The organism is Enterobacter sp. BNK-14, from assembly GCF_047456095.1.
In the GTDB taxonomy this organism is placed as follows: domain Bacteria; phylum Pseudomonadota; class Gammaproteobacteria; order Enterobacterales; family Enterobacteriaceae; genus Enterobacter; species Enterobacter kobei.
On sequence record NZ_CP179897.1, the window covers coordinates 3,695,173 to 3,721,709 of the forward strand.

20 protein-coding genes, 4 tRNA genes, 3 rRNA genes and 1 pseudogene are annotated in these 26,537 nt (G+C 54.5%); 21 read left to right on the plus strand and 7 right to left on the minus strand.

Features of this window, described 5'->3' with window-relative positions; all coding sequences use genetic code 11:
- Positions 1-30 precede the first annotated feature (30 nt).
- Positions 31-684 carry a methionine ABC transporter permease MetI gene (locus ACMGGM_RS17530; RefSeq protein ID WP_003856130.1) on the minus strand — a complete coding sequence of 218 codons (654 nt, stop codon included), beginning with the start codon at positions 682-684 and terminating at the stop codon, positions 31-33.
- Positions 677-1,708 (minus strand): methionine ABC transporter ATP-binding protein MetN, encoded by a 1,032-nt coding sequence (gene metN / locus ACMGGM_RS17535; RefSeq protein WP_023332146.1) that lies wholly within the window; start codon positions 1,706-1,708, stop codon positions 677-679. The genes ACMGGM_RS17530 and metN overlap by 8 nt, the downstream gene beginning before the upstream one ends.
- A gap of 188 nt (positions 1,709-1,896) precedes the next feature.
- Here metN and gmhB point away from each other — a divergent pair, with 188 nt between their 5' ends.
- From gmhB to dkgB, 8 genes are all read left to right on the plus strand, one after another.
- Positions 1,897-2,463, plus strand: a complete 567-nt coding sequence (gmhB, locus tag ACMGGM_RS17540) for a D-glycero-beta-D-manno-heptose 1,7-bisphosphate 7-phosphatase (RefSeq protein WP_014882651.1) — start codon at positions 1,897-1,899, stop codon at positions 2,461-2,463.
- Positions 2,464-2,833: 370 nt separating this feature from the next.
- A 16S ribosomal RNA gene (locus ACMGGM_RS17545) occupies positions 2,834-4,373 on the plus strand.
- A gap of 70 nt (positions 4,374-4,443) precedes the next feature.
- Positions 4,444-4,520 (plus strand) — tRNA-Ile (locus tag ACMGGM_RS17550).
- 42 nt (positions 4,521-4,562) lie between these two features.
- Positions 4,563-4,638 (plus strand) — tRNA-Ala (locus ACMGGM_RS17555).
- A 180-nt stretch (positions 4,639-4,818) separates the two neighbouring features.
- Positions 4,819-7,724: ribosomal RNA gene (locus tag ACMGGM_RS17560) — 23S ribosomal RNA — on the plus strand.
- Between the two features lie 64 nt (positions 7,725-7,788).
- Positions 7,789-7,904, plus strand: a 5S ribosomal RNA gene (gene rrf, locus ACMGGM_RS17565).
- Together the 16S, 23S and 5S rRNA genes with 3 tRNA genes alongside form the textbook arrangement of a ribosomal RNA operon.
- A 56-nt stretch (positions 7,905-7,960) precedes the next feature.
- Positions 7,961-8,037 (plus strand) — tRNA-Asp (locus ACMGGM_RS17570).
- 160 nt (positions 8,038-8,197) lie between these two features.
- Positions 8,198-9,001, plus strand: a complete 804-nt coding sequence (gene dkgB / locus ACMGGM_RS17575; RefSeq protein ID WP_023336782.1) for a 2,5-didehydrogluconate reductase DkgB — start codon at positions 8,198-8,200, stop codon at positions 8,999-9,001.
- Positions 9,002-9,030: 29 nt separating this feature from the next.
- On the opposite strand, the gene yafC is transcribed toward dkgB, so the two are convergent.
- The gene (gene yafC, locus ACMGGM_RS17580) at positions 9,031-9,936 is read right to left on the minus strand and encodes a DNA-binding transcriptional regulator YafC (protein WP_023332148.1); all 906 of its coding nucleotides are present in this window, start codon (positions 9,934-9,936) and stop codon (positions 9,031-9,033) included.
- Positions 9,937-10,040: 104 nt separating this feature from the next.
- Here yafC and ACMGGM_RS17585 point away from each other — a divergent pair, with 104 nt between their 5' ends.
- From ACMGGM_RS17585 to ACMGGM_RS17595, 3 genes are all read left to right on the plus strand, one after another.
- A complete protein-coding gene (locus ACMGGM_RS17585; RefSeq protein ID WP_059373495.1) occupies positions 10,041-11,216 on the plus strand; it encodes an MFS transporter in 1,176 nt (391 codons plus the stop codon).
- 135 nt (positions 11,217-11,351) lie between these two features.
- On the plus strand, positions 11,352-12,152 hold the full coding sequence (locus ACMGGM_RS17590) for an endonuclease/exonuclease/phosphatase family protein (protein WP_014882655.1): 801 nt from the start codon (positions 11,352-11,354) through the stop codon (positions 12,150-12,152).
- A gap of 76 nt (positions 12,153-12,228) precedes the next feature.
- A complete protein-coding gene (locus tag ACMGGM_RS17595) occupies positions 12,229-13,002 on the plus strand; it encodes a class I SAM-dependent methyltransferase (protein WP_059373493.1) in 774 nt (257 codons plus the stop codon).
- Between the two features lie 52 nt (positions 13,003-13,054).
- On the opposite strand, the gene mltD is transcribed toward ACMGGM_RS17595, so the two are convergent.
- The gene (gene mltD / locus ACMGGM_RS17600) at positions 13,055-14,419 is read right to left on the minus strand and encodes a murein transglycosylase D (protein ID WP_023336785.1); all 1,365 of its coding nucleotides are present in this window, start codon (positions 14,417-14,419) and stop codon (positions 13,055-13,057) included.
- A 68-nt stretch (positions 14,420-14,487) separates the two neighbouring features.
- Positions 14,488-15,246, minus strand: coding sequence for a hydroxyacylglutathione hydrolase (gloB, locus tag ACMGGM_RS17605; RefSeq protein WP_063944067.1), 759 nt, complete (start codon positions 15,244-15,246; stop codon positions 14,488-14,490).
- A 32-nt stretch (positions 15,247-15,278) separates the two neighbouring features.
- Here gloB and ACMGGM_RS17610 point away from each other — a divergent pair, with 32 nt between their 5' ends.
- Entirely contained in the window at positions 15,279-15,995 is a 717-nt protein-coding gene (locus tag ACMGGM_RS17610) for a class I SAM-dependent methyltransferase (RefSeq protein ID WP_014882659.1), read from the plus strand.
- On the opposite strand, the pseudogene rnhA reads toward ACMGGM_RS17610, so the two are convergent.
- Positions 15,996-16,573 (minus strand): annotated as a pseudogene (gene rnhA, locus ACMGGM_RS17615) (ribonuclease HI).
- On the opposite strand from rnhA, the gene dnaQ reads away from it, so the two are divergent.
- From dnaQ to ACMGGM_RS17660, 9 genes are all read left to right on the plus strand, one after another.
- A complete protein-coding gene (gene dnaQ, locus ACMGGM_RS17620) occupies positions 16,527-17,258 on the plus strand; it encodes a DNA polymerase III subunit epsilon (protein WP_032637426.1) in 732 nt (243 codons plus the stop codon). The pseudogene rnhA and the gene dnaQ sit on opposite strands and share 47 nt — an antisense overlap.
- 132 nt (positions 17,259-17,390) lie before the next feature.
- A tRNA-Asp gene (locus ACMGGM_RS17625) sits at positions 17,391-17,467 on the plus strand.
- A gap of 379 nt (positions 17,468-17,846) precedes the next feature.
- Positions 17,847-18,566: a FadR/GntR family transcriptional regulator gene (locus ACMGGM_RS17630; RefSeq protein WP_014882662.1), complete on the plus strand. Its 720-nt coding sequence runs from the start codon at positions 17,847-17,849 to the stop codon at positions 18,564-18,566.
- Positions 18,563-19,576 (plus strand): ABC transporter ATP-binding protein, encoded by a 1,014-nt coding sequence (locus ACMGGM_RS17635; protein WP_014882663.1) that lies wholly within the window; start codon positions 18,563-18,565, stop codon positions 19,574-19,576. Before ACMGGM_RS17630 ends, ACMGGM_RS17635 begins: the two co-directional genes overlap by 4 nt.
- Positions 19,573-20,655: an ABC transporter ATP-binding protein gene (locus ACMGGM_RS17640; RefSeq protein ID WP_023332156.1), complete on the plus strand. Its 1,083-nt coding sequence runs from the start codon at positions 19,573-19,575 to the stop codon at positions 20,653-20,655. The genes ACMGGM_RS17635 and ACMGGM_RS17640 overlap by 4 nt, the downstream gene beginning before the upstream one ends.
- Positions 20,656-20,657: 2 nt before the next feature.
- Positions 20,658-22,172, plus strand: a complete 1,515-nt coding sequence (locus tag ACMGGM_RS17645; RefSeq protein ID WP_072253243.1) for an ABC transporter substrate-binding protein — start codon at positions 20,658-20,660, stop codon at positions 22,170-22,172.
- Positions 22,173-22,190: 18 nt separating this feature from the next.
- Positions 22,191-23,132, plus strand: a complete 942-nt coding sequence (locus ACMGGM_RS17650; RefSeq protein ID WP_014882666.1) for an ABC transporter permease — start codon at positions 22,191-22,193, stop codon at positions 23,130-23,132.
- Between the two features lie 2 nt (positions 23,133-23,134).
- Positions 23,135-24,010: an ABC transporter permease gene (locus tag ACMGGM_RS17655; protein ID WP_023338092.1), complete on the plus strand. Its 876-nt coding sequence runs from the start codon at positions 23,135-23,137 to the stop codon at positions 24,008-24,010.
- A gap of 9 nt (positions 24,011-24,019) precedes the next feature.
- Complete coding sequence (locus ACMGGM_RS17660) at positions 24,020-25,621, plus strand: gamma-glutamyltransferase family protein (protein WP_023338093.1); 1,602 nt, start codon at positions 24,020-24,022, stop codon at positions 25,619-25,621.
- Between the two features lie 54 nt (positions 25,622-25,675).
- Here the strand turns inward: ACMGGM_RS17660 and ACMGGM_RS17665 are convergent, their stop codons facing one another.
- Positions 25,676-26,446, minus strand: a complete 771-nt coding sequence (locus ACMGGM_RS17665; protein ID WP_014882669.1) for an amidohydrolase — start codon at positions 26,444-26,446, stop codon at positions 25,676-25,678.
- Between the last annotated feature and the right edge of the window lie 91 nt (positions 26,447-26,537).

Below are 26,537 nucleotides of genomic sequence, written 5' to 3' on the forward strand. Positions count from 1 at the left end.
TAACTCGTCGAGTTTGTGTTGTGTGTAACGTTATTTGTGAGTAACAGCCCGGACGATGCGATCGCCAGAGAACTGGATTAAGTAAACCAGCACAACCAGCAATACCAGAACGGTATTCATTACGGTAGCGTTATAACCAATATAGCCGTACTGGTAGCCAATCTGGCCTAAACCGCCGGCACCTACGGCACCACCCATCGCGGAATACCCCACCAGAGTAATAAGCGTAATCGTGGCCGCATTCACCAGGCCAGGCAGTGCTTCAGGCAGCAGTACCTTGCGGACGATCTGCATAGGTGTTGCGCCCATCGCACGAGAGGCCTCGATCAATCCCGTTGGGATCTCCAGCAGGGCGTTTTCCACCATACGGGCGATAAACGGCGCAGCGCCGACCGTCAACGGAACAATGGCCGCCTGCAGACCGATTGACGTACCAACGATCACGCGGGTAAATGGAATCATCCACACCAGCAGAATAATGAACGGGATGGAACGGAAGATGTTAACCAGTGCAGAGAGCGTACGGTAGAGCTTCGCGTTCTCAATGATTTGACCCGGACGCGTGACATACAGCAGTACGCCGACCGGCAGGCCAATCACAAAACCAAAGAAACCCGATACGAAGGTCATTGCCAGCGTTTCCCAAACGCCGCGAACCAGCAGCCACATCATCGGCTCAGACATAACCCAGTACCTCTACTTTTACGTGGTGTTCTTGCAGCCAGGCGATTGCCGCCTGGGTTTCTTCTTGTGTGCCGTGCATTTCCGTCAGCATGATGCCGAACTTCACGCCACCGGCGTAATCCATCTGGGCGCTGATAATGTTGTTGTTCACGTTAAAGCGACGCGCGGTTTCGGAAAGCAGAGGGGCATCAACGGACTGACCGGTGAACTCCATGCGCAGCATTGGGACACTGTCTGCCGCGGGTTCAGTTTTCAAACGCTCCAGATAATCTTCCGGAATATCCAGGTGCAGCGTCGACTGAATGAACTGCTGCGCCAGCGGGGTCTTCGGATGGGAGAACACTTCGCTGACGGTGTCCTGCTCAATCAGTTCACCGTTGCTAATGACCGCCACGCAGTCGCAGATGCGTTTCACCACATCCATCTCGTGCGTAATAAGGAGGATCGTCAGGCCGAGGCGACGGTTAATGTCTTTCAGCAGTTCCAGAATAGAACGCGTGGTAGCCGGATCCAGTGCGCTGGTCGCTTCATCACACAGCAATACCTTAGGATTGCTAGCCAGTGCGCGGGCAATCGCCACACGCTGCTTTTGACCACCAGACAGATTTGCCGGGTAGCTGTCATGTTTGTCACCCAGACCCACGAGGTCGAGCAGTTCGGTAACGCGACGTTTCACTTCTTCTTTCGGTGTGTTGTCCAGCTCCAGCGGCAAGGCGACGTTGCCGAAAACGGTGCGGGAAGCCAGCAGGTTGAAGTGCTGGAAGATCATGCCAATCTGACGACGCGCTTTGGTGAGTTCTTTCTCTGAAAGAGCGGTAAGTTCCTGGCCGCCAACTTCTACGTTACCCTGGGTTGGACGCTCAAGCAGGTTAACACAACGGATCAGCGTGCTTTTACCTGCACCCGATGCGCCAATGACGCCATAAATTTGACCAGCAGGAACATGCAGGCTGACATTGTTCAGCGCCTGAATGGTTCGGTTCCCCTGCTGGAACACTTTGGTGATATTGGAAAGTTTAATCATTAGATTATTTTTATCGTATGTAAGTTAGCCGTGGCATTTTGTTCTGCCAGATACGGGTGATGACCGTAAACAAAACGGATGTTAAGGCATCCAGACGTCTAAATCAATCCAACTCTGTACGATGAGCACTTTATTGCGCTGCGTTTCATGAGATACTAGCTCAACAGGCCTTTTTCAGGAGCAAACCGGTGGCAAAATCAGTACCCGCAATTTTTCTCGATCGTGATGGCACTATTAATGTGGATCACGGTTATGTTCATGAGATTGATGAGTTCGAATTTATCGAAGGCGTTATAGAGGCAATGCGCCAGCTGAAAGAGATGGGCTACGCGCTGGTGGTCGTAACGAACCAGTCTGGTATTGCGCGCGGTAAATTCACCGAAGCGCAATTCGAGACGCTGACAGAATGGATGGACTGGTCGCTGGCGGATCGCGGGGTCGATCTTGATGGCATTTATTATTGCCCACACCACCCTCAGGGAACCGTAGAAGCGTATCGCCAGACCTGTGATTGCCGTAAACCGCATCCGGGAATGTTTATCTCCGCGCAAGAGTTTCTGCACATCGATATGGCCGCTTCTTATATGGTGGGCGATAAACTGGAAGATATGCAGGCAGCTGCAGCTGCAGGTGTGGGGACCAAAATATTAGTGCGCACGGGTAAGCCTGTTACGCCAGAAGCTGAAAATGCCGCGGATTGGGTGATTAATAGCCTGGCCGATCTGCCAAAAGAGATAAAAAAGCACCAAAAATAGCCGTTCTGGTGAAAAGGTGAGCGGTCGAAATAAAAATGCATATTTCCACTTGTCATTCCTCGGCAGCTCCCTATAATGCGCCTCCATCGACACGGCAGATGTGAATCACTTCACAGACAACCCGGTCGGTTGAAGAGAAAAAATCCTGAAATAACGGGTTGACTCTGAAAGAGGAAAGCGTAATATACGCCACCTCGCGACGGTGAGCTGAAAGCCGCGTTGCAACTGCTCTTTAACAATTTATCAGACAATCTGTGTGGGCACTCAAAGTGACATGGATTCTTAACGTCGCAAGACGAAAAATGAATACCAAGTCTCTGAGTGAACATACGTAATTCATTACGAAGTTTAATTCACGAGCATCAAACTTAAATTGAAGAGTTTGATCATGGCTCAGATTGAACGCTGGCGGCAGGCCTAACACATGCAAGTCGAACGGTAACACAGAGAGCTTGCTCTCGGGTGACGAGTGGCGGACGGGTGAGTAATGTCTGGGAAACTGCCTGATGGAGGGGGATAACTACTGGAAACGGTAGCTAATACCGCATAACGTCGCAAGACCAAAGAGGGGGACCTTCGGGCCTCTTGCCATCAGATGTGCCCAGATGGGATTAGCTAGTAGGTGGGGTAACGGCTCACCTAGGCGACGATCCCTAGCTGGTCTGAGAGGATGACCAGCCACACTGGAACTGAGACACGGTCCAGACTCCTACGGGAGGCAGCAGTGGGGAATATTGCACAATGGGCGCAAGCCTGATGCAGCCATGCCGCGTGTATGAAGAAGGCCTTCGGGTTGTAAAGTACTTTCAGCGGGGAGGAAGGTGTTGTGGTTAATAACCACAGCAATTGACGTTACCCGCAGAAGAAGCACCGGCTAACTCCGTGCCAGCAGCCGCGGTAATACGGAGGGTGCAAGCGTTAATCGGAATTACTGGGCGTAAAGCGCACGCAGGCGGTCTGTCAAGTCGGATGTGAAATCCCCGGGCTCAACCTGGGAACTGCATTCGAAACTGGCAGGCTAGAGTCTTGTAGAGGGGGGTAGAATTCCAGGTGTAGCGGTGAAATGCGTAGAGATCTGGAGGAATACCGGTGGCGAAGGCGGCCCCCTGGACAAAGACTGACGCTCAGGTGCGAAAGCGTGGGGAGCAAACAGGATTAGATACCCTGGTAGTCCACGCCGTAAACGATGTCGACTTGGAGGTTGTGCCCTTGAGGCGTGGCTTCCGGAGCTAACGCGTTAAGTCGACCGCCTGGGGAGTACGGCCGCAAGGTTAAAACTCAAATGAATTGACGGGGGCCCGCACAAGCGGTGGAGCATGTGGTTTAATTCGATGCAACGCGAAGAACCTTACCTACTCTTGACATCCAGAGAACTTTCCAGAGATGGATTGGTGCCTTCGGGAACTCTGAGACAGGTGCTGCATGGCTGTCGTCAGCTCGTGTTGTGAAATGTTGGGTTAAGTCCCGCAACGAGCGCAACCCTTATCCTTTGTTGCCAGCGGTTAGGCCGGGAACTCAAAGGAGACTGCCAGTGATAAACTGGAGGAAGGTGGGGATGACGTCAAGTCATCATGGCCCTTACGAGTAGGGCTACACACGTGCTACAATGGCGCATACAAAGAGAAGCGACCTCGCGAGAGCAAGCGGACCTCATAAAGTGCGTCGTAGTCCGGATTGGAGTCTGCAACTCGACTCCATGAAGTCGGAATCGCTAGTAATCGTAGATCAGAATGCTACGGTGAATACGTTCCCGGGCCTTGTACACACCGCCCGTCACACCATGGGAGTGGGTTGCAAAAGAAGTAGGTAGCTTAACCTTCGGGAGGGCGCTTACCACTTTGTGATTCATGACTGGGGTGAAGTCGTAACAAGGTAACCGTAGGGGAACCTGCGGTTGGATCACCTCCTTACCTTAAAGAACCTGCCTTTGTAGTGCTCACACAGATTGTCTGATGAAAAAACAGCAGTAAAAATCTCTGCAGGCTTGTAGCTCAGGTGGTTAGAGCGCACCCCTGATAAGGGTGAGGTCGGTGGTTCAAGTCCACTCAGGCCTACCAAACTCCTTTTAAAGGATGAGCGGTACAGAGATTACAAACGATGGGGCTATAGCTCAGCTGGGAGAGCGCCTGCTTTGCACGCAGGAGGTCTGCGGTTCGATCCCGCATAGCTCCACCATCTTTTACTGCGAACACAAGAAAACTTCAGAGTGAACCTGAAAAGGTGCACTGCGAAGTTTTGCTCTTTAAAAATCTGGATCAAGCTGAAAATTGAAACGACACACATGTTATGTGTGTTCGAGTCTCTCAAATTTTCGCAAACCGATGATGAATCGAAAGAAACATCTTCGGGTTGTGAGGTTAAGCGACTAAGCGTACACGGTGGATGCCCTGGCAGTCAGAGGCGATGAAGGACGTGCTAATCTGCGAAAAGCGCCGGCGAGGTGATATGAACCTTTGACCCGGCGATGTCCGAATGGGGAAACCCAGTGTGATTCGTCACACTATCGTTAACTGAATACATAGGTTAACGAGGCGAACCGGGGGAACTGAAACATCTAAGTACCCCGAGGAAAAGAAATCAACCGAGATTCCCCCAGTAGCGGCGAGCGAACGGGGAGCAGCCCGGAGTCTGAATCAGCTTGTGTGTTAGTGGAACGGTCTGGAAAGTCCGACGGTACAGGGTGATAGTCCCGTACACGAAAATGCACAGGTTGTGAACTCGAAGAGTAGGGCGGGACACGTGGTATCCTGTCTGAATATGGGGGGACCATCCTCCAAGGCTAAATACTCCTGACTGACCGATAGTGAACCAGTACCGTGAGGGAAAGGCGAAAAGAACCCCGGCGAGGGGAGTGAAAAAGAACCTGAAACCGTGTACGTACAAGCAGTGGGAGCCTACTTGTTAGGTGACTGCGTACCTTTTGTATAATGGGTCAGCGACTTATATTCTGTAGCAAGGTTAACCGTATAGGGGAGCCGAAGGGAAACCGAGTCTTAACTGGGCGTTAAGTTGCAGGGTATAGACCCGAAACCCGGTGATCTAGCCATGGGCAGGTTGAAGGTTGGGTAACACTAACTGGAGGACCGAACCGACTAATGTTGAAAAATTAGCGGATGACCTGTGGCTGGGGGTGAAAGGCCAATCAAACCGGGAGATAGCTGGTTCTCCCCGAAAGCTATTTAGGTAGCGCCTCGTGAACTCATCTTCGGGGGTAGAGCACTGTTTCGGCTAGGGGGCCATCCCGGCTTACCAACCCGATGCAAACTACGAATACCGAAGAATGTTATCACGGGAGACACACGGCGGGTGCTAACGTCCGTCGTGAAGAGGGAAACAACCCAGACCGCCAGCTAAGGTCCCAAAGTCATGGTTAAGTGGGAAACGATGTGGGAAGGCACAGACAGCCAGGATGTTGGCTTAGAAGCAGCCATCATTTAAAGAAAGCGTAATAGCTCACTGGTCGAGTCGGCCTGCGCGGAAGATGTAACGGGGCTAAACCATGCACCGAAGCTGCGGCAGCGACGCTTATGCGTTGTTGGGTAGGGGAGCGTTCTGTAAGCCGTTGAAGGTGGCCTGTGAGGGTTGCTGGAGGTATCAGAAGTGCGAATGCTGACATAAGTAACGATAAAGCGGGTGAAAAGCCCGCTCGCCGGAAGACCAAGGGTTCCTGTCCAACGTTAATCGGGGCAGGGTGAGTCGACCCCTAAGGCGAGGCCGAAAGGCGTAGTCGATGGGAAACAGGTTAATATTCCTGTACTTGGTGTTACTGCGAAGGGGGGACGGAGAAGGCTATGTTAGCCGGGCGACGGTTGTCCCGGTTTAAGCATGTAGGCGGAGGTTCCAGGTAAATCCGGTACCTTATTAACGCTGAGGTGTGATGACGAGGCACTACGGTGCTGAAGTAACAAATGCCCTGCTTCCAGGAAAAGCCTCTAAGCATCAGGTAACACGAAATCGTACCCCAAACCGACACAGGTGGTCAGGTAGAGAATACCAAGGCGCTTGAGAGAACTCGGGTGAAGGAACTAGGCAAAATGGTGCCGTAACTTCGGGAGAAGGCACGCTGATATGTAGGTGAAGCCCCTGCGGGTGGAGCTGAAATCAGTCGAAGATACCAGCTGGCTGCAACTGTTTATTAAAAACACAGCACTGTGCAAACACGAAAGTGGACGTATACGGTGTGACGCCTGCCCGGTGCCGGAAGGTTAATTGATGGGGTTAGCGGTAACGCGAAGCTCTTGATCGAAGCCCCGGTAAACGGCGGCCGTAACTATAACGGTCCTAAGGTAGCGAAATTCCTTGTCGGGTAAGTTCCGACCTGCACGAATGGCGTAATGATGGCCAGGCTGTCTCCACCCGAGACTCAGTGAAATTGAACTCGCTGTGAAGATGCAGTGTACCCGCGGCAAGACGGAAAGACCCCGTGAACCTTTACTATAGCTTGACACTGAACACTGGTCCTTGATGTGTAGGATAGGTGGGAGGCTTTGAAGCGTGGACGCCAGTCTGCGTGGAGCCGACCTTGAAATACCACCCTTTAATGGCTGGTGTTCTAACGTAGACCCGTAATCCGGGTTGCGGACAGTGTCTGGTGGGTAGTTTGACTGGGGCGGTCTCCTCCCAAAGAGTAACGGAGGAGCACGAAGGTTAGCTAATCCTGGTCGGACATCAGGAGGTTAGTGCAATGGCATAAGCTAGCTTGACTGCGAGAGTGACGGCTCGAGCAGGTGCGAAAGCAGGTCATAGTGATCCGGTGGTTCTGAATGGAAGGGCCATCGCTCAACGGATAAAAGGTACTCCGGGGATAACAGGCTGATACCGCCCAAGAGTTCATATCGACGGCGGTGTTTGGCACCTCGATGTCGGCTCATCACATCCTGGGGCTGAAGTAGGTCCCAAGGGTATGGCTGTTCGCCATTTAAAGTGGTACGCGAGCTGGGTTTAGAACGTCGTGAGACAGTTCGGTCCCTATCTGCCGTGGGCGCTGGAGAATTGAGGGGGGCTGCTCCTAGTACGAGAGGACCGGAGTGGACGCATCACTGGTGTTCGGGTTGTCATGCCAATGGCACTGCCCGGTAGCTAAATGCGGAAGAGATAAGTGCTGAAAGCATCTAAGCACGAAACTTGCCCCGAGATGAGTTCTCCCTGAGACTTTAAGTCTCCTGAAGGAACGTTAAAGACTATGACGTTGATAGGTCGGGTGTGTAAGCGCAGCGATGCGTTGAGCTAACCGATACTAATGAACCGTGAGGCTTAACCTTACAACGCCGAAGGTGTTTTGGCGGTGAGAGACGATTTTCAGCCTGATACAGATAACAGAATTTGCCTGGCGGCTTTAGCGCGGTGGTCCCACCTGACCCCATGCCGAACTCAGAAGTGAAACGCCGTAGCGCCGATGGTAGTGTGGGGTCTCCCCATGTGAGAGTAGGGAACTGCCAGGCATCAAATTAAGTAGTAAGCCGGTGCATAAATCCGGTGGTTACAAGCAGTCTTCGGTGGAGCGGTAGTTCAGTCGGTTAGAATACCTGCCTGTCACGCAGGGGGTCGCGGGTTCGAGTCCCGTCCGTTCCGCCACTTATTGAAAGCCCTGAGTTAACGCTCAGGGATTTTTTCTTATCTGCTGTTTAATTATTGCGAAATGAGCAAAAATCCTCTGCGTTTTACGATCTTTTTCAATATAACAACGCCAGCGATAATCCTCCTCAGTTTACGAACATAATGATTGAGGAATACTATGACTCTCCCTGCATTTGGTCTGGGCACTTTCCGCCTGAAAGACGACGTTGTTATCGCATCTGTTAAAACGGCACTCGAGTTAGGCTATCGCGCAATTGATACGGCACAGATCTATGAAAATGAAGCTGCCGTTGGACAGGCCATTGAAGAGAGTGGTGTACCGCGTAACGAGATATTTATCACCACCAAAATCTGGATTGAAAACCTCAGCAAAGACAAACTGCTCCCTAGCCTGAAAGAGAGTCTGAAAAAGCTGCGTACTGACTACGTGGACCTGACGCTGATCCACTGGCCATCACCAAACGATGCCGTTTCTGTAGAAGAGTTCATGCAGGCGCTGATGGAAGCGAAAAAGCAGGGATTAACGCGTGAAATCGGTATTTCAAACTTCACCATTCCGCTGATGGAAAAAGCCATTGCCGCAGTAGGTGCAGAAAATATCGCGACCAACCAGATTGAACTTTCACCTTATCTGCAAAACCATAAAGTCGTGGACTGGGCAACGCAGCACGGTATCCACATCACGTCATACATGACGCTGGCTTATGGTAAGGCTCTGAAAGATGAGGCGATTATACGTATTGCAGAAAAACATAACGCGACTCCGGCACAGGTCATTCTGGCATGGGCAATGGGCGAAGGTTATGCCGTGATCCCATCGTCAACCAAACGTGTAAACCTGGCCAGCAACCTGTCAGCGGTCGACCTTCATCTGGATGATGACGATAAAAAAGCGATCGCAGCACTGGAGTGCAACGATCGCCTGGTCAGCCCGGAAGGTTTAGCGCCTGACTGGGATTAAGTTTCACTAACCCTCTGTCGCCTTAACCCTCATACAGCTCCTCCGGGAGCTGTCTTTATATGTTCACTCAGGAAGTCAATAAAAGCACGAATCCGCGTACTCACCGCTCTGTCACTGTAATACACTGCGCTAAAAGGCATCTCGACCGGCAAACGTTTATCCGCCATCAGTTCCACCAGTTCACCTCGTGCAATCTCCTTATCTATCATATAGTCAGACAGGCATGCGATGCCGTTCCCTTCAAGACACAGTTGCTTTAGCGTTTCTCCACTGTTTGACGATAACCCACTGGTAATTTCATGAAGCTGACCATCACGACAGGCGACAGGCCAGGTGTTCAGTGATACCGGTTCCGTAAAGCCCAGACAAAGATGCTGCTTCAACTCTTCAACGGTCTCCGGTTTACCGTGCTCAGCAATGTACTGCGGCGACGCGATAATTTTGCGGTAGCTGGCAAACAGCGGGCGGGCGCGCAAGCTTGAATCGGTCAGTGTACCGGCCCGGATAGCCACATCCACTTTACGCTCGATGAGGTTGATAAACGTCTCTGATGAGACCAAAGAAAGCGTCATCTCCGGATAGCGTTCACGAAAAGGTTTGATCAGCGGCATCAGAAAGTGCAGTACTACCGGCGTGGCCGCATCAATGCGCAGCAATCCCCGCGGCGTGCTGCGGCTTTCCATAATTTCTGTCTCTGCTGCAGCCATCTCCTGCAGCACCGACTGCACGCGGCGGAAATAACGCTCTCCTTCTTCCGTCAGGCTCAGTTGCCGCGTCGTCCGGTTGAGCAGGCTCACCCCAAGCTTCATCTCCAGCTTTTTCACTGAGCGGCTGATGGCCGAGTTAGCCTGTCCCAGCTGTTCGGCTGCACGGCTAAAGCTACCGCTTTCAACAACGGCGACAAAGATTGTCAGCTCTTCTGACGTTGCTTTCATTGTTGCACCACCTGCAAAATTCTATTGATATTTTGACCATTTTTGTTATTTAAGCACTGGCGCATACTGCCTGTCATCTTAATCCTGATGATACGGAGTATTTTATGCCACTGGCGCTACTTGCCCTGACGATCAGTGCCTTTGCAATTGGCACGACCGAATTTGTTATCGTGGGACTGGTTCCCACCATTGCTAACCAGCTTGCGATCTCGCTGCCTTCCGCCGGATTGCTGGTGTCAATCTACGCCCTGGGCGTCGCCGTCGGTGCGCCTGTGCTGACGGCTCTGACCGGACGTTTTCCGCGTAAGCAGCTGTTAGTTGCGTTGATGGTGTTGTTCACCGCCGGTAACATTCTGGCCTGGCAGGCACCGGACTACACCACCCTGGTGATTGCCCGTCTGTTGACCGGCCTTGCACACGGCGTGTTCTTCTCAATTGGTTCCACCATTGCAACCAGCCTGGTCTCCAAAGAGAAAGCAGCCTCAGCTATTGCGATCATGTTTGGTGGACTGACCGTCGCACTCGTTACGGGCGTGCCGCTAGGCACGTTTATCGGACAGCACTTCGGCTGGCGTGAGACGTTTCTGGCCGTCTCCTTATTGGGGGTTATTGCCCTTGTTGCTAGCCTGCTGCTGGTACCGTCGACTATTCCAGGCCGGGCCAGCGCCAGCCTGAGCGATCAGCTAAAGGTGCTTACCCATCCGCGTTTGCTGATCATCTACGCGGTCACGGCTCTGGGCTATGGAGGCGTATTTACCGCCTTCACCTTCCTGGCACCGATGATGCAGGACCTGGCAGGCTTCTCCCCGAGTGCCGTGAGCTGGATTTTGCTGGGATACGGTATTTCCGTGGCGATTGGCAATATCTGGGGCGGCAAGCTTGCAGATAAACATGGTGCGGTTCCGGCGCTGAAATTTATCTTCGCCGCCCTGGTGGTTCTGCTGTTGATATTCCAGTTCACGGCGTCCATGCAATACGCCGCACTGATCACGGTACTGGTAATGGGTGTCTTCGCTTTTGGCAACGTGCCCGGGCTTCAGGTTTATGTTGTTCAGAAAGCGGAGCTCTATACGCCAAACGCCGTGGATGTGGCATCCGGACTGAACATTGCCGCGTTCAATATTGGGATCGCGCTGGGCTCCATTATTGGCGGACAAACCGTCGAACACTTTGGATTAACCCAGACACCCTGGATTGGTGCGGTGATCGTCCTTGTCGCTTTCCTGCTGATAGGGCTGAGTGGCCGCCTCGATAAACCTACCCGCGTAGCACTGGGATAACATCAGTAAGTGCTTGCTTACAAAACTGGAAAGCGGTTTCTCAGAAATTGCGTTGAAAGTGTGACCTAAAGTCCCTATAACATTAGAACCAGTCCGTTTTCGGGCTGGTTCATGTTACAGAGGCCGTTTCCAAAAGTGCGAAAAAATACCTATGCCATGCGTTATGTTGCCGGAATGCCCGCGGAGAGGATCTTGCCTCCGGGGTCGTTTGCGAGCATAAGCCAGGCATTACCCGCAGGGACACCGTTAAGCAGCGATGACAAAATTCGGGTACTGGTCTGGAATATCTTTAAGCAGCAGCGTGCGGAGTGGTTATCGGTACTCAAGAATTTTGGTAAAGATGCTCATCTGGTTCTGCTTCAGGAGGCGCAAACCACACCTGAACTGGTTCGGTTTGCCACAACGAACTATCTTGCTGCCGACCAGGTGCCGGCGTTTGTCCTGCCGCAACATCCTTCAGGCGTGATGACCCTCTCTTCAGCACACCCGGTTTACTGCTGCCCGCTGCGTGAGCGCGAGCCTATACTGCGTCTGGCGAAATCGGCGCTGGTGACCGTCTATCCGCTGCCGGATACCCGGATGCTGATGGTGGTGAACATCCACGCGGTAAATTTCAGCCTGGGCGTGGATGTGTACAGTAAGCAGTTACTTCCCATTGGCGATCAAATTGCCCACCACAGCGGGCCTATCATTATGGCCGGTGATTTCAATGCCTGGAGTCGTCCGCGCATGAATGCGCTGTATCGCTTTGCGCGTGAAATGTCTCTGCGTGAAGTCCGTTTTAGTGACGATCAGCGTAAAAAAGCCTTTGGTCGACCTCTCGATTTTGTCTTCTATCGTGGTCTGAGCGTGCATGATGCCTCTGTTCTGGTCACGCGCGCCTCCGATCACAACCCTCTACTAGTCGAATTCAGTCCCGGCAAACCTGATAAATAATGGTGTGTCAGGTCTGCCGTGGGGCAGGCCTGCGCGGGTGCTGCCCTTTTATTTTTAACCAACAAAGGACAGTACGATGACAACAACACACTCCCATCATGACAACGTAGAAAAACAGTTTGGCTCCCAGGCAAATGCCTATCTGACCAGCGCCGTGCATGCTTCAGGTCGTGACCTGCTGCGTCTCGGCGAACGTCTGGCAGCATTCCCGCAGGCGCACGTGCTGGATTTAGGCTGTGGGGCAGGGCATGCCAGCTTTACGGCTGCGCAGCAGGTGGCGAAGGTCACCGCGTATGACTTATCCAGTCAGATGCTGGATGTTGTTGCTGAGGCGGCGAAGGCGAAAGGGTTGAGCAACGTGGATACGCGCCAGGGGTACGCCGAGTCCTTACCGTTTGATGATGCCTCGTTTGAGGTGGTGATTAGCCGTTATTCCGCGCACCACTGGCATGATGTCGGCCAGGCGTTACGTGAAGTCAAACGTGTCCTGAAGCCGGGCGGGATCTTCATTATTATGGATGTGATGTCTCCCGGGCATCCGGTGCGCGATATCTGGCTGCAGACAGTAGAAGCGCTGCGTGATACTTCCCACGTACAAAACTACTCCAGCGGAGAGTGGTTATCGCTTATCACTGAAGCGGGGTTGATTACCCGAACGTTAACAACAGACCGTTTGCCGCTGGAATACCCTTCGTGGATTGCCCGTATGCGTACCCCGGAAGCATTAAGTCAGGCGATTCGCCTCTATCAGGAGAGTGCCTCTGCTGAGGTAAAAGCGTACTTTGAATTGCGGGAGGATGGATCGTTTACCAGCGATACCATCATGGCTGAAGCGCAAAAAGCGGGATAAACAAAAAAGGCACCGAGGGGAATCGGTGCCTTTTTATCTTTCGATCGTGTAATCAGGAGTCTGGCGTGGCGCTGTTCTTCACAAACAACGTCAACTGGTCGCCTGGTTTCAGATTGTCAGTATCATTGTTCCAGCGCATTACATCTTTGATGTTCACGCCATGTCGTTTTGCGATACTGGACAGTGAATCGCCTTTGCGTACGCGATAAGTGATGCTATCGCTGTTGCTGGCGAGACGCTGTGCGCTGCTACCTGCGCCTACCGTCAGAGTTTGACCCACTTTCAGACCTGAGCTGCGCAGATTATTCCACTGCTGCAGATCTTTCGCCGTCACGCCAAGACGTGATGCAATGCCAGAAAGCGTATCACCTGAACGCACCTTATAGCTGCGGCTGTTAACGGATGAAGCATCGGCGATCAGCGTTGACTGAACGGCGGCAATCTCACCCGATGCTAAAGACTCACGCAATTGCTCAGCATGTTTCTGCGGAACCATCACATACTGCGGGCCGCTAGCCCCCAGCGTTGAGCCTTTAACGCCTGCATTAAAGGTTTTAAGTTTACTTACCGACATACCCGTCATATCAGCAACCTGTTGAATATCCACAGGGTTGCTGAGGCGAACGCGCGCCAGTGCACGACTTTCGTCTGGTGTTGGCAGTTGTACACCGTAACGCTTGCTGTTCTTGAGAATATCGCTCAAGGCCAGCATTTTCGGTACGTAAATCTTCGTTTCCTGTGGCAGTGAGAGCGACCAAAAATCGGTGGATTTACCCCGTGCTTTATTCGCTTTCATTGCCTTCAGTACACGACCCTCGCCACTATTATACGCCGCGACCGTTAACAGCCAGTCGCCGTCAAACATCTTATTCAGACGTTGCATCATGTCGAGAGCGGCTGTCGTTGAAGCGACAACATCCCGACGCGCATCATAGTTGCGGGTCTGTTTCAGACCATAGTTTCGCCCGGTGCTCGGAATGATCTGCCAAATGCCTGCGGCATTGGCGCCAGACGTCGCGTGTGGGTCAAAAGCGCTCTCCACTATGGGTAGGAGTACCAGCTCCATAGGCATGTTACGTTTCTTAACTTGCCCGGCTATCCAGTACATATACGGCTCTGCCCGTAACGTTACATCGTGGAGATAGCTCTTATTTCTTAAATACTTCTGCTTCTGTTCGCGAATCCGGCTGTTTTCCGGAATTCCCATCTTTAGCTCGTCGCCAATAGAGGTCCACAAGTCTTGCTCCTGCGCGAAAGATGTCCCATCGTCCATCCAGCGCGCCGAACTTGTAAACTTCCCTGCTTCCCCTTGACCAGCTGCAGAAAGGCTCTGTGCGTGCTGTTGTACGTTGCTGCCGTTCTGCGACTGGCAACCTACAAGCAGGACAGAGGCGAGTAATATCGCTTTTGCCTTCATGTGTGTGTCAATAGTTGCTTAAAAGACGAGCGATGATAACGGCGAAATTTTGAAAAGGCAACCCGCATTTATCTGAAGTTATCTTTCTTTGACCTTAACCATGCAAATCGCTGTTCTGGTTGTTGCAAATTTGTTTCTTGGTTAATTTTATTAATTAAATCAATATCATCTGTTCGCAGAAATAAATTAATTCGGCGCTCATTTTTCAGAATTGCGGGTAGTGTATTTTGGTTTTTTGCACGTAACTCCTTCACTTTGTGATAATAATCCTGAATCGCCCGATCCTCGGGTAAGAGGCTCTCCGCAAACTTCATATTCCCTAATGTATACTCATGGGCACAACAAATAAGTGTGTCATCGGGTAAAGCACTAATCTTTTGTAAAGACTGATACATCTGTTTTGGTGTGCCTTCAAAAAGTCTTCCGCAACCGCCTGAGAAGAGGGTGTCGCCACAAAAAAGATAAGGTTTACTGTAGAAACACAGATGTCCCAAAGTGTGACCTGGCGTAGCAAATACGGAAAACTCCCACTCACGGATGTGGATATTTTCGCCCTCCTGGACTACTTGCGTCGTTCCCTTATCTTGTGTCTCAGCCGGTCCGTAAACCACAAGATGCGGAAAATGAGCGCACAGTTCCGGCACGCCGCCAGTGTGATCGTTATGATGGTGCGTCAACAGAATGGCTTCTGGCTGCCAGGCGTTCTCCTTTATTGCATCAAGCACAGGGGCGGATTCGCCGGGATCGACAATGACGCATCGACGATCGTTATCGACCAAAACCCAGATGTAATTGTCCTGAAAAGCAGGAATACTGATAAGATTCATACATTACCTCTTATAGCGTGGCGGGTGTTTTGATGAAACCGGCAAGGATACCTCAGACTGTCGCAGCACCGGAACGTTGGGCGGAATTGCCCTGGGGTGAATACTATCGCGAGGCGCTTGAGCAACAGCTGAAGCCCTGGCTCGCGAAAATGTATGGCTTTCACCTGCTTAAGATTGGCAATCTCAGCGCAGAAATCAATACCGAAAGCTGCGCCATCTCACATCAGGTCAATGTCTCTCTCGGCGGATCGCCGGTTCAGGTGAAGGCTGACCCATTGCATCTGCCGTTTGCGGAAAAATCCGTAGATGCGTGTCTTCTTGCCCACGCGCTGCCCTGGTGCAGCGATCCTCATCGTATGCTGCGTGAAGCCGATCGCGTGCTGATTGATGACGGCTGGCTGATACTCAGCGGTTTTAATCCGCTGAGTCTGATGGGGTTACGTAAGCTGGTGCCTGTATTGCGCCGAACGCCACCCTATAACAGCCGGATGTTCACCATGATGCGCCAGCTCGACTGGCTGTCACTGCTCAACTTTGAAGTGCTCAACTATGGCGGTTTTCAGGTACTGCCGTGGGCACGTCAGGGGGGAGTTTTATTGAGTACGCATTTGCCCGCATTAGGCTGCATGCAGTTTATCGTCGCGCGTAAGCGAACCATCCCTCTGACGCTTAACCCCATGAAGCAGAGCAAATCGAAAACGCCCATCCGCCAGACCGTTGGCGCAACGCGGCAGTACAGAAAACCCTGATCAGGATTCAGGCTGGTAGCCAGTATCCTCATGGGCCGGATTAGAGGCCGCCGCGCGCGCCAGTTCATCGCAGCGCTCGTTTTCCGGGTGGCCGGCGTGGCCTTTAACCCACTCCCACTTAATCTCGTGCTGGCCCAGTGCCGCATCCAGGCGCTTCCAGAGATCGACGTTCTTTACGGGCTTCTTATCTGCAGTTTTCCAGCCGCGTTTTTTCCAGTTGTGGATCCACTGGGTGATACCCTGTCGCACGTACTGGCTATCCGTACTCAACACCACGTCGCAGTGTTCTTTTAAGGCTTCCAGCGCCACAATGGCCGCCATCAACTCCATACGGTTGTTGGTGGTCAGGAAATACCCTTCGCTAAATGTTTTCTCATGCTGACGATAGCGCATAATCGCGCCGTAGCCGCCGGGGCCTGGGTTCCCGAGACAAGATCCATCGGTGAAAATTTCTACCTGTTTACGCATCTCTGGTAGACTTCCTGTATTGAAACGTTCAGTTAAACGATAAGTCTGACATAAATGACCGCTATGAGCACTGCAATTACTCGCCAGATTGTCCTCGATACCGAAACCACCGGTATGAACCAGATCGGCGCGCACTACGAAGGGCACAAGATCATTGAGATCGGTGCCGTTGAAGTGGTGAACCGTCGTCTCACGGGGAACAACTTCCACGTCTACCTCAAACCCGATCGGCTGGTGGATCCAGAAGCGTTTGGCGTTCACGGTATTGCCGATGAGTTCTTGCTGGATAAACCGACCTTCGCCGAGGTGGCAGACGAGTTTCTCGACTACATCAAAGGCGCTGAGTTAATCATCCATAACGCGTCGTTCGATATCGGCTTTATGGACTATGAGTTTAGTAAGCTCCATCGCGATATTCCGAAAACCAATACCTTCTGCAAAGTGACCGATAGCCTGGCGCTGGCGAGGAAGATGTTTCCCGGCAAGCGTAACAGCCTCGATGCACTCTGTTCACGTTATGAAATAGACAACACCAAGCGAACGCTGCACGGGGCACTTCTCGATGCCCAGATTCTGGCTGATGTCTATCTGGCGATGACCGGCGGTCAGACGTCGATGAAATTCAGCATGGAAAATGAGTCGCAGCAGACGCAGGGCGAAGCGGGCATCCAGCGCGTGGTCCGTCAGGCAAGTCGTTTACGGGTTGTTTTAGCCAGTGATGAAGAGTTACTTAACCATGAATCCCGTCTCGATCTGGTACAGAAGAAGGGTGGCAGCTGTATGTGGCGCGCCTGAAAAAACGCCATAATGTCTGTAAAATCATCGGTTGGGCGATTTTTGCAGCAAACGATTCAAAACGTGAGAAAAAGCGTTGACGAGATCGGAGGCACACCGTAATATGCGCCTCGTTCCCCAAACGGGAACAGTGGAGCGGTAGTTCAGTCGGTTAGAATACCTGCCTGTCACGCAGGGGGTCGCGGGTTCGAGTCCCGTCCGTTCCGCCACTATTCAGAAGGCCTGAATCAGAAATGATTCAGGCCTTCGTCGTTTCAACAGCCTTTGTCTTTTATCCCCCTTTCTTTTCATTAACAAAATGTTAATTTATGTGGTGCAATTAATTAACATTTGCACAGCATTAGTGCGTTATTTGCACTGTGTTTGTGCATTCTTTCGCCCGGCCACTTTTTGGCCTTAATCAGACTGTGTCGCTTTGTAAAAATAATTTTCATGAAATCATTCGCTTACAGTGGATATCGTGAAAGTTTTTGAACCAATAAATAATTGGTTCGGTTATTGCTTAATCATTAGCACGATAAGGTTCATGCCATATCAATAACTTATCGTTAATAAAAAGAAAATAATGATGATAGCGAGCGAACCAATATGGAAAAACCGTCACGGTTTCTGGCCAATTCCAGTACCGCGCTTGAGCAGTTGCGCGGGCTTATCAACCAGCATGAGTCAACACCAGGCACTCCGCTGCCCACGGAACGTGAGCTGTCGGAAACTCTCGGCGTAGGACGACGCGAAGTGCGTCGCGCGCTGGATGTGCTGGAAGAGGAAGGACGGATCTGGCGTAAACAGGGTAAAGGCACCTTTATTGGTCCCGCTGCCCCTGTTGAACCGCTGGCGCTTCAGGGATTGGTTCAGCAAACCAACCTGCTGGAAGTTATGGAAGCTCGTCTACAGCTCGAACCCGGCTTAGCCCGGCTTGCGGCACTGCGTGCCACCAGGGAAAACCTCGCGCTCATGCAGCGCATGCTGGAACGCATCGACAAGGTCAGCCCGGATGACCGCGATCTCAACGAACTATGGGATAGCGCCTTTCACCGCGCTATTGCCGAGGCTGCGGGCAACCGCCTGATGCTCGGCCTGTTTGACGCGATTGATGCCGTGCGGCGCGAACCGGGCTGGCAGCATCTGCGTGAATTAGCCCGCACGCCCGAACGTGTCGACAGCTATAACGACCACCATCACAAGATCATGTCTGCGATTATCCATCGCCAGCCTAATGAAGCAGCTGCCGCCATGCGCGAACACCTGCTTAGCCTGCAAACCGCCCTGATTCAGGCGATCCACCTTGAGGACGACTTCACGCTATGACGACGATCCCGTTTAAGGACACCACGCCTGTACTTCGGCTGAATAATCTCAACGTTAAATTTTCCGGCTCGCCGGTTAGCGTACTGGACGGTATTTCCCTCACGGTCAAAGCAGGCGAGACGCTGGCGCTGGTGGGAGAGTCCGGCTGCGGGAAAAGTATCACCTCGCTGGCGCTGATGGGATTACTGCCCGCCAGCGCGCAGATTGTCAGCGGAGAAATGCAGTTTCGCCGTCACGATCTGCGAAAGCTCTCGCCGCGGGACTATGCCGATTTGCGTGGCAGCGAGCTGGCGATGATTTTCCAGGAGCCGATGACCTCGCTCAATCCCGCTTTCACATTAGGCGATCAGCTCAGTGAAGCGGTCATGCGTCACCAGAGCGTTTCCCGCACAGAGGCGATGAAGGTCGCGCTGCAGATCCTGGAGAAGGTGCAGATCCCCGCGGCGGAGATGCGCCTCAAGGCTTACCCGCATCAGCTTTCCGGCGGTATGCGCCAGCGTGTGATGATTGCCATGGCGCTGATCAACCATCCTAAATTACTGATTGCCGATGAACCGACTACCGCGCTCGACGTCACCATCCAGGCGCAAATCCTCACCTTGCTCAACACCCTCAAAGAAGAAACCGGCACGGCGGTCCTGATGATCACCCACGATTTAGGCGTGGTGGCCGAAGTCGCCCAGCAGGTGGCGGTAATGTATGCCGGGCAGGTGGTGGAGCAGGGGAGCGTCGAGGCCATCTTTGCCGACCCGCAGCACCCGTACACCATCGGCCTGATGGGCTCAATCCCTTCGCTGGGTGCACGTAAAGGCCAGCTCTCCACCATTCCCGGGTCGGTCCCGCTCCCGGAATCCATGCCTAAAGGCTGTCGTTTTGCGACGCGCTGCCCGTTTGCGCAGTCTCGCTGCCATGATGAAAAACCGCCGCTCAACACGCTCGGCGCGGGTCATCAGGTCGCCTGCTTCCGCGTGCCGCTCGAACACCACATTGCCCTGGGAGAGACCGCATGACTACGCCAATTCTTGAAGCCCGCGACCTCAGCAAGCGCTTCCCTGGTCCGAAAAAACTCTTTTCACCGGCCCGGTTTGTTACGGCGGTCGATCGCGTTTCGCTTGCCGTGATGCCGGGTGAAACGCTGGCAATTGTCGGCGAGTCTGGCTCCGGCAAATCTACCCTTGGGCGTCTGCTGCTGCGCCTGCTCGCCGCCAGTGAAGGGCGCGTGTTTTACCAGGGTGAGGAGATTACCGACGCCTCGGGCGCCCGTCTGAACCAGCTCCGGCGTGAGCTGCAAATTATTTTCCAGGATCCGTTTGCCTCGCTGAACCCGCGCATGACGGTGGAGCAGATCGTCGGTGAGCCGCTGTGGCTGCACCAGAACATGAAGAAAGCCGACCGACAGTATCGCGTCGCCGAACTTCTCAAAACCGTTGGCCTGCCTGCCGCCTGGTCCGGGCGCTATCCGCACGAATTTTCCGGCGGCCAGCGCCAGCGTATCGGCATTGCGCGCGCGCTGGCCTCGGGACCAAAACTGTTGCTTGGCGATGAACCCGTCTCTGCGCTGGATGTTTCCGTCCAGGCCCAGGTCGTCAATTTGCTGGAAAGCCTGAAGCACCAGCTCGGGCTGACGATGGTGATCGTTGCCCACGGCCTGGCGGTGATTCGCCATATGAGCGACCGCGTGGCGGTCATGTATCTCGGGCAAATCGTTGAACTTGCGACCGTCGACGAGATCTTTGACGCCCCGCTGCACCCTTATACCCAGGCACTGATCGCCTCGGCACCACAGATGCAGCCGGGCATTGAACGCGACGCACCGCTGCTGCAGGGGGATCTGCCGAACCCGGCGAGCCCTCCGTCCGGCTGCCGTTTCCATACCCGCTGCCCGTATGTTACCGATGAATGCCGTCAGGTTGAGCCGATTAATCAGGTGCTGGACGGTGGACGTCAGGTCGCCTGTCACCGCTGGCAGGACATCAATCGCGATCGCAGTGTTATTCAGATAGCACCGCCATCCGCAGCTTTTCTGCGCCGCCGCGCGCTGTTTGAACACGCGGCCACTCACTCCTCCCTTCCTTCAAGGAACTCATGATAATGACAATGCGTAATTCTCTTTTGACCGTACTGGGAAGTGTTATGTTGCTTGGCGCGGCGCTGCCCGCCCATTCTGAAAGCGTGCTGCGAATTGGTCTGGGAGCTGACCCGGACATGCTCGACCCGCATCTGGCGCGCACCTACTATGGCCGCTTTGTCTTTGCTTCCCTGTGCGACAGGCTGGTGGATGTCGACGAGCATCTGAAAGTGGTGCCAGGTCTGGCGAAGTCGTGGGCCTGGAGCGATGACGGCAAAACGCTGACCATGGATCTCCGTGAGGGGGTGACCTTCCATGACGGCGAGAAATTCGACGCCGCTGCTGCGAAATACAACCTCGACCGTGCGTTGACCCTAAAAGGCTCCCTGCGCAAAAGCGAGATCTCCTCGGTGGAATCGGTAGAGGTCACCGGTCCGATGCAGATTGCGCTGCACCTGAAAACCCCTGACGCCGCGCTGCTGATGCAGCTGACTGACCGCGCGGGCGCGATGATGGCACCCGACGCGGCGAAAAAGCCTGACTTTGCCGCCCATCCGGTCTGTTCCGGTCCTTATAAGTTTGACAGCCGCGTGTCCCAGGACCGCATTGTTCTGACTCGCTTCGACAATTACTGGAATAAAGACGCCTACCACTTCGACAAAATTATTTATCTGCCGATCCCGGACGCCTCCGTGCGCCTCGCGAACCTGCGGGCAGGCGATCTCGACCTGACCGAAGGCATTGCGGCCAGCGACGTTAAAACCGTTGAATCTGACAGCAAGCTGGCGCTGGCGAAGGTAACGGGTCTGGGTTACCAGGGTATTACCTTCAACATCAATAACGGCAAGGTCCCGGCGAACGATCCGTTCAGAGATGCCCGCGTACGCGAGGCATTTTCGCAGACCATCGACCGTGATGCGCTAAATCAGGTGGTCTTTGAAGGGCTATACACGCCGGCAAACCAGGCGTTTTCCACGGTGAGCCCGTATCACGTCAATCTGCCGGTTCCGCCCCGTGACGTCGATAAAGCCAAAGCGCTGCTCAAAGCGGCAGGCGTCACCACGCCGCTGACCGTCAACCTGCTGGTGCCGAACAACCCGACCTCGCAGCAGGTGGGTCAGGTTCTGCAGGCAATGGTTGCCGAGGCCGGCTTCACGCTCAACCTGCAGATGACCGAATTCGCGACGCTGCTGGATCGTCAGCAGAGTGGTGATTATCAGCTCAGTTTCTCCGGCTGGTCGGGCCGCCCGGACCCGGACGGCAGCATCTACGGCTTTGTCCATAGCAAAGGCACTCTGAATGACGGACGCTACAGCAACGCGCAGGTCGACGAATGGCTGACTCAGGCGCGCCAGAGCACCGACCAGGCCGCACGCCAGCCGCTGTATGACAAGGTGGTGAAACAGCTGCAAACCGACATGCCGATTGCCTACCTCTACTTCGAGCCGCGCATTTTTGGTCTGAACAAGCGCGTGCAGGGCTTTAAGCCTTACCCGGACGGCATCGTGCGTCTGGCGGGTTTGACGCTGGCGAAATAAACGTCCTGAGGAGAACCCATGCTGGAACTGATTTGCAAACGTCTGCTGCTGGCCATCCCGACCCTGCTGCTGGTGAGCATGATGGTGTTTGGCCTGCAAAAACTGCTGCCCGGCGACCCGCTGATCGCCATGGCCGGGGAGGAGCGCGATCCGGCGGTTATCGCCCAGCTGCGTGCTGAGCTCAATCTGGATGCGCCCATTCCTGTGCAGTATTTCAACTGGTTAACGCGCGCATTGCAGGGCGACCTGGGGGTCTCCTTACGCACGCACGAACCGGTGACGCAGCTGATTGCCAGTAAGCTGCCTGTGACGCTGGAGCTGTCGCTGCTGGCGATGATTATCGCGCTGGTATTTGGCATTAGCATGGGGATCCTCGCGGCAGTGAACAAAAACAGTTGGGTCGATCACGGGGCGAACTTTGTGGCGATCTCGGGGATCTCGATCCCCCATTTCTGGCTGGGGATCCTGCTGATTCTGGTCTTCTCGGTGAACCTGCAGTGGCTTCCCGCGTCCGGCTATGTACCGTTCAGTGAGGATCCGGTGCAAAACCTGCGCACGCTGCTGCTGCCCGCAGCCGTTCTCGGAACAGGGCTGGCGGCGACGCTGATGCGCCATACCCGAGCATCGATGATTGCGGTCCTGAAAGCGGATTACATCCGCACCGCGCGCGCGAAAGGATTACTGCCGAAAGCGGTGATCTTAAAGCACGCGTTTCGCAATGCGCTGGTGCCGGTTATCACCCTTACGACGTTGCTGTTTGGTGAGCTTCTGGGCGGTGCGGTGCTGACCGAGCAGGTCTTCACCATTCCCGGCTTCGGCAAGATGATCGTCGATTCGGTATTTAACCGAGACTACGCGGTGGTGCAGGGCGTGGTGCTGATCGTGGCGATCGGCTTCCTGCTGCTCAACCTGCTGGCTGACGTGCTCTACGTTCTTATCAACCCGAAAATGCGAGGTTAACCATGGCGGAACTGACGACGCAAACCGCTGTGCCCGCGCTGCGGCGCGCGCAAAACCGGGTGCTAAAGAAATTCCTCGCCAATAAAAGCGCGGTGATTGGCGCGGTGGTGGTGGGCTTCTTTGTGCTGGTGGCGCTGCTGGCGCCGTGGATTGCCCCGTTCGACCCGGTCAAAGCCAACTTCCTGGCGGTGCGTAAAGCGCCGTCGGCAATGTACTGGTTCGGAACCGACGAGCTGGGGCGCGACATTTTATCCCGCATTATCTGGGGGGCGCGAACCTCGCTGATGGCGGGCTGTATGTCGGTCGTTATCGCGGTAGCGATCGGCGTGCCGCTGGGGCTGGTAGCGGGGTATTTCCAGAAGATGTGGGATGGGGTGATCTCGCGCTTCATTGAAGCGCTGCTGGCCTGCCCGTTTCTGATCATGGCGATCGCGCTGGGGGCATTTTTAGGCCCAAGCCTGACCAACGCGATGATCGCCATTGGCCTTTCCGCGATGCCGATCTTCGCCCGTCTGACGCGTGGGCAGGTGATCGCCATCCGCAACGAAGAGTACATCGACGGCGCGCGGGCGATTGGCCTGCCGGATCGCTGGATCATCATCAAATACGTGCTGCCCAACGTGATGTCACCGATCCTGGTGCAGGCCACGCTGGCGATTGCCTCGGCGATTATCGCCGAAGCCAGCCTGTCGTTTTTAGGGTTGGGGCAGCAGCCGCCCAATCCGTCCTGGGGGTCAATGCTCAACACCGCGAAAGGTTTTCTTGAGCAGGCGCCGTGGATGTCCGTTTTCCCCGGCGTGGCAATTTTCCTTGCCGTGCAGGGCTTTAATTTACTTGGCGACGGGCTGCGCGATGCGCTCGATCCGCGCCACGACTAAGGAGTCATGATGACTAAAGCGCTTGATTTTACGTCCGGTTACGAATCACGACGCCCGCCGATGATGGGCCATAACGCCGTTGCCACTTCGCAACCGCTGGCGGCGCAGGCAGGAATGAAAATGCTGCAGCTGGGTGGTAATGCTGTTGATGCGGCGATTGCCACCGCGATGGCGCTGACGGTAGTCGAGCCGACCGGTAACGGGATCGGCAGTGATGCCTTTGCCATCGTCTGGGACGGTGAAAAACTTCACGGTCTGAACGCGTCGGGGCGCTCACCGGCCAGCTGGCATGCAGATCTGTTTGCCGGAAAAACGGCGGTACCCGAAATCGGCTGGGACGCCGTGACCGTGCCCGGTGCGGTATCCGGCTGGGTCGCACTGGCAGAGCGTTTCGGCACGCTGCCGCTGACCACGCTGGCGCAGCCCGCCATTGACTATGCGCGAAACGGTTTCCCGGTTTCGCCGCTGATTGGCCATCTCTGGCAGCGCGGCTACAACAAGCTGAAAGATCAGCCTGGCTTCAGCGCCTGCTTCGCGCCGGAAGGCCGCGCGCCGCGAGTGGGGGAGATCTTCCGTAATCCGGCGCAGGCGAATTCGCTGGAACTGATAGCGAAAACCAACGGCGATGCGTTTTACCGCGGCGAGCTGGCGCAGAAAATTGCCGCCTTCGCCAAAGAACACGGCGCGCATTTGACGGCTGAAGATCTCGCCAGCCACCGCGTGGACTGGGTAGACCTGCTGTCACGCGACTTCGCGGGTGGTTCGGTGCAGGAGCTGCCGCCAAACGGCCAGGGGATCGCCACGCTGATTGCGCTGGGTATTCTGGAGCAGTGCGGCATCGAGCAGCATCATCCGGACTCCGTGCAGTCTCTGCATTTGTCCATTGAAGCGATGAAGCTGGCGCTGGCGGATCTCGACCGCTACGTGGCGGATGAAGATCATATGGTGTTCGCGGCCAAAGAGCTGCTGAGCGATCATTACCTGAAATCGCGTGCGGCGCTTATCAACCACGAAAGCGCCTCTGATTTTGTCTACGGTTCACCCACCCAGAGCGGTACGGTCTACATCAGCACTGCGGATGCCAGCGGGATGATGGTCTCCTTTATTCAGTCCAACTATATGGGGTTTGGTTCAGGGATCGTGGTGCCAGACACCGGGATTAGCCTGCAAAACCGGGGCTGTGGTTTTTCGCTGGATCCTAATCATCCGAACGCGCTGGCGGGCAGCAAGCGTCCGTTCCACACCATCATTCCGGGCTTTGCGATGGACGGCAGCGGCAAGCCGTTGATGTCCTTCGGCGTGATGGGCGGCCCGATGCAGGCGCAAGGACACATGCAGATGGCGCTGCGCATTATGCTGCACGGGCAAAACCCGCAGGCGGCGATTGACGCTCCGCGCTGGCGCGTGGTGCAGGGCAGGGAAGTGATCGTCGAATCAACGTTCGATCGCAATACTATCGCCGCGCTGCGCGAACGCGGACACCAGATCGTGGTGGAAGATCCGCTGCAGGATTATAACTTCGGCGGTGCGCAGGTGATTTATCGCCTTCCGGAAGGGCATTACGTGGCGGCAACGGAGAGCCGTAAAGACGGACAGGCGTTGGTGAGTTAAACGCTCGAGCAACATTTGTAGGCCGGGTAAAGCGTAGCCGCCACCCGGCTTTTTTTACCCGATGCTAAACGGATCCGCATCCTGCCAGGCCGGAAACTTCTCCCGATACTCCTTCAGCGCGGTCAACGATAGCTCCGCATCAATTCGCGTTGCCTGATGCGGCTCGGCAGTCGCAATAATCTCGCCCTGCGGATTTACCACCCGGCTGTCGCCGCGGTAGTGATGCCCGTTGCCATCCGTCCCCACACGGTTACAGCCCACCACATACGCCTGGTTCTCAATGGCGCGCGCCACCAGCAGCGACTGCCAGTGCAGCGAACGCGGTGCTGGCCAGTTGGCGACATACAGCGCCAGGTCATAATCGTTGCGGTTGCGCGACCACACCGGGAAGCGCAGGTCGTAGCAGACCAGCGGCAGAATGCGCCAGCCGCGCCACTCGAATACCACGCGCTCATTACCCGCTTCATAGTGATGATGCTCATCCGCCATGCGGAACAGGTGGCGTTTATCGTAAAAATGCACTTTCCCTTCCGGCTCAACCAGCAGAAAACGGTTCACTGGCCCGCGCTCGGTTTGCAGGGCGGCACTACCCGCGATCAGCGCGTTTGTTTGCTGCGCTTTGGTATGCATCCAGGCGACCACGTCATCCTGAGGCATTGATTGCTTCGCTGCTTCCATGGCGAAGCCGGTGGTGAACATCTCCGGCAGGACAATCACATCTCGTCCGGTAATCTCTTCCAGTTGACGATCAAAGTGGCGCAGGTTGGCAGGGCCATCCATCCACACTAAAGGTTGCTGCAAAATCGAAATCTTCAAACCCGGCACGATACAGACTCCTCAAACGACCCCTTTTTGACACTGTAGCACGTCATTACGAGAAAATGTGGCAATAAAAAACCCCGCGCGCGGCGGGGTT